At 67.8% G+C, this 3,215-nt stretch carries 2 protein-coding genes; one reads left to right on the top strand and one right to left on the bottom strand.

Annotation, left to right across the window (positions count from 1 at the left end; all coding sequences use genetic code 11):
• Positions 1-131: 131 nt before the first annotated feature.
• A complete protein-coding gene (locus tag ACT4N7_RS25805) occupies positions 132-2,045 on the bottom strand; it encodes a KedN5 family methylcobalamin-dependent radical SAM C-methyltransferase (protein ID WP_444831444.1) in 1,914 nt (637 codons plus the stop codon).
• Between the two features lie 313 nt (positions 2,046-2,358).
• On the opposite strand from ACT4N7_RS25805, the gene ACT4N7_RS25800 reads away from it, so the two are divergent.
• A complete protein-coding gene (locus ACT4N7_RS25800; protein ID WP_444831443.1) occupies positions 2,359-3,072 on the top strand; it encodes a class I SAM-dependent methyltransferase in 714 nt (237 codons plus the stop codon).
• Positions 3,073-3,215 lie beyond the last annotated feature (143 nt).

The raw sequence follows: 3,215 nt of genomic DNA, 5'->3' as shown, positions 1-3,215 counted from the left end.
TTCGGTCGTCGCTTTCCTTGTCACACAAAAAACGGGGCGGGACCCCCCTGGTGCCCCGCAATTTTTATTTTACCCCAAACACAAAGCGGGCGAGCCCGTGCCGGGCTCCCCCGATTTGTGTGCCAGGGGTGCTAACCGGCGCGCTTGAGCAGTTCCACCGCGGCCGCCTTGCGGGCCACGGCGAGGTGCTGCGCGGCGATCTCGTAGTTGTCGAGGTTGTGGTAGTAGCCGGGGCGGGCGGAGAACAGGAACGTGGTCGGCTCCGCCTTGGGCCCGGACTCCAGGATGCCCGCCCAGTTCTCCAGCGCCGTGGGCAGGTCGTAGGGCAGCAGCACCAGGTCGCTCTCGTACCACTCGGCGCCGTCCTGGTCGATGCTGTGCCAGCCCGGCGGCAGCGCGCCGTCGGGGACCACATACACCTGACGCGACCAGCATTCGTAGTCGTAGAGGGCTTCGGCGAAGGTCTGCCACTTCGCCGGGAAGGTGGGCACCGCCACCTCCTGCCACCACTGCCGCACCAGTGCCTGCAGGTCCGCCTGGCTGTGCAGGGACCGCAGCGCCTCGGCGATCGCGGGCGACTCGGCGAGCACCGGGATCTTGCTCAGGAACGCGACGGCCGCCGGGTCCTTGGACCGCTCGAAGTACTCCTTGAGGCTGCGGATGGCCTGGGACTGCGTGAAACCGGCGAGGTCGTGCAGCGGCTGCCAGACGTGCCGCAGGTACTGCTGCTCGCCGAGCACCCTGGCCCAGAACACGAACCGCTGCATCTCCAGGTTCTCGGCCAGCGTGGACGTCCGGTTCGCCAAGACGTACTCGAAGTCGTCGTCCTCGCCGCGGATCGTGACGAACCCGTGCACCTCGCGGTTCTCCACATAGGACGTGTTGGGCAGCAACAACATCGGGTACACCGCGATGCGGGACACCTTCTTCGCCAGCCGGTCGTAGCCCTCCAGGAACGAGTCCGGGGTCTCACCCGGCGCGCCCCAGATCAGCTCGCCGTAGCACTCCAGGCCCTCCTCGGTGAGCCATTCGACCAGGCTCTCCCACTGGTTGACCTTCATGTTCTTGCGCAGCATGTCGGTCAGCGCCGCGTCGTCGAGGGTCTGGAGGGCCAGGGTGAACAGGCTCTGGAACCCGTGCTGCTTGAGCTTGCGCACGATGTTGTAGAACCGCTGCGACTTGTTCTTGGCCCAGCTCGTGATCAGCGCCTGCGGGTACCCGTACCGCTCGCGGGTCTTGGTGAGCAGCTCGACGAACTCCTCGTCGGCCTCCAGCAGCCCGAAATTGGAGTCGCAGAGCACGATCGAGGGCGCCTTGTGGAAGCCGAACAGGTCGAGCTCGGCCGCCAGCCGCCCGGTGGAGAACGAGCGCATCTTCTGCCCGACCGCGCCGCCCCAGTAGCAGAACGAGCACTTGTACGGGCAGCCGCGGTTGGTCTCCATCAGCGCCACGTCGTAGCGGAAGTTGCCCGCCGCGTCGGACATCGGGATGGCCCCGGTGAGGAACGGCGAGGGCACCACGTCCAGGTCCGCGATGCGGTCGCGGTCCGGTGTGGAGTGTGACTCGCCGTCGGCGCGCCGATAGGACAGTCCGGCCACGTCGGCCGGGTCGAAGTCCTCGCCGCGGTGGGCGAGGAGGTAGGTCACCAGCTCGTGGAAGGTGTGCTCGCCCTCGCCGTTGACCACCACGTCGACCCACGGGTATTCGCGGAACACGCGCTCGGACTGGTAGGCGACGTGGTTTCCGCCGAACACCACCAGGCCGCGCGGGTTGATCTGCTTGAAGGTCTCCGCCAGCACGCCGAAACTGCGGTAATTCCAGCCGAGCACCGAGAACGCGAGCACGTCGGGGATATCCCCGGTGAACAGCGCCCTGGCCATCTCCTGGAGCTGCTGGCCGCCGCGGAAGTTGCAGATCTCCGCGGCGACCTCGGTGTCGAGATCGCGGTCCGCGTCGATCACCGCCTTGAGATAGCCGACCGCGAGTGGCATGGAGTCGACCGGCATGTCCCAGGCGCCCTGCTGTACCAGGCGGATTTGCAACATGGGCAGTTGCCTTCCTCTTCGCGAGCGGCTCGAACCTCTAGGCGAGTGCGGCCTTTTCCGCCGGGGCGCGGACCTGTCCGCCCGGCGGTGCGAGCGCGGTCGGCGCATCCCGTATCGGGTCAACGGTATCCACTGGAAACGGTCCTTTCGTCTTCCGGGTTGCTGATTCCAGCGCCTTTGTGTGCCTTCTTCTTCGAACATGCGCAAAGCCGGGTGAATTGTCGTGGAATACGAATTTCGGGGGTTTCGCAGTCGGTACGCTTGGCGGGTGCGGCGTTTGCACCCAAACCGTGGCGACAGCGGGAGTGACTACATGTACGACAACGAAGTTGCCGAGATCTGGGACCCCGTCTACCGGGGCCGCGGCAGGGACTACGCGGTCGAGGCCCAAGACGTGGAACAGTTGATCCGGCAGCGGTGCCCGGACGCGGCGTCGCTGCTCGACGTCGCCTGCGGCACCGGCGAGCACCTGCGCAGCTTCGGCGACCTCTTCGCGCACGTCGAGGGCGTCGAGCTGTCCGAGGGCATGCTCGCGGTCGGCCGGGCCAGGACCCCGGAGTTGGCGCTGCACCAGGGCGACATGCGCACCTTCGACCTCGGCCGCCGCTTCGACGCGATCACCTGCATGTTCAGCTCGATCGGGCACCTGCGCACGATCGGGGAGGTCGACGCGACGCTGGTTCGCTTCGTCGCGCACCTCAACCCCGGCGGGGTCGTGGTGGTCGAACCGTGGTGGTTCCCCGAGACCTTTGTGGACGGTTACGTGACCGGCGACGTGGTTCCCTTCGAGGGCCGCACGATCGCGCGCGTCTCGCACTCCTCCCGCGAGGGCGACGCGACCCGGATGCGGGCGCACTTCGTCGTCGCCGACGCCGAGGCCGGCCTGCGGCACTTCACCGAGGACTTCCTCGTCTCGCTGTTCGCCCGCGAGCAGTACGAGGCGGCGTTCCTCCGCGCGGGCTGCACGGTGGAGTACGTCGAGGGCGGTCCGGCGGGCCGCGGGCTGTTCGTGGGCGTCTACAAGTGATCTAGGCAGACGGCGGCGGGGGGGGGGGGGGGGGGGAAGCTGGGAAGTCGGACCACCCCCACCCACCCCGGGAGAGAAACGCCGGGGGAGCCACCAGACGGACGACGCACACCAACGCCACCCGACGCCCCCCCGCCCCGGAC

The sequence above is a fragment of the Actinokineospora sp. genome (assembly GCF_052390155.1).
Classification (GTDB): domain Bacteria; phylum Actinomycetota; class Actinomycetes; order Mycobacteriales; family Pseudonocardiaceae; genus Actinokineospora.
Note: the sequence above shows the minus strand (reverse complement) of the source record. Positions and strands in the feature narration are given on the sequence as shown.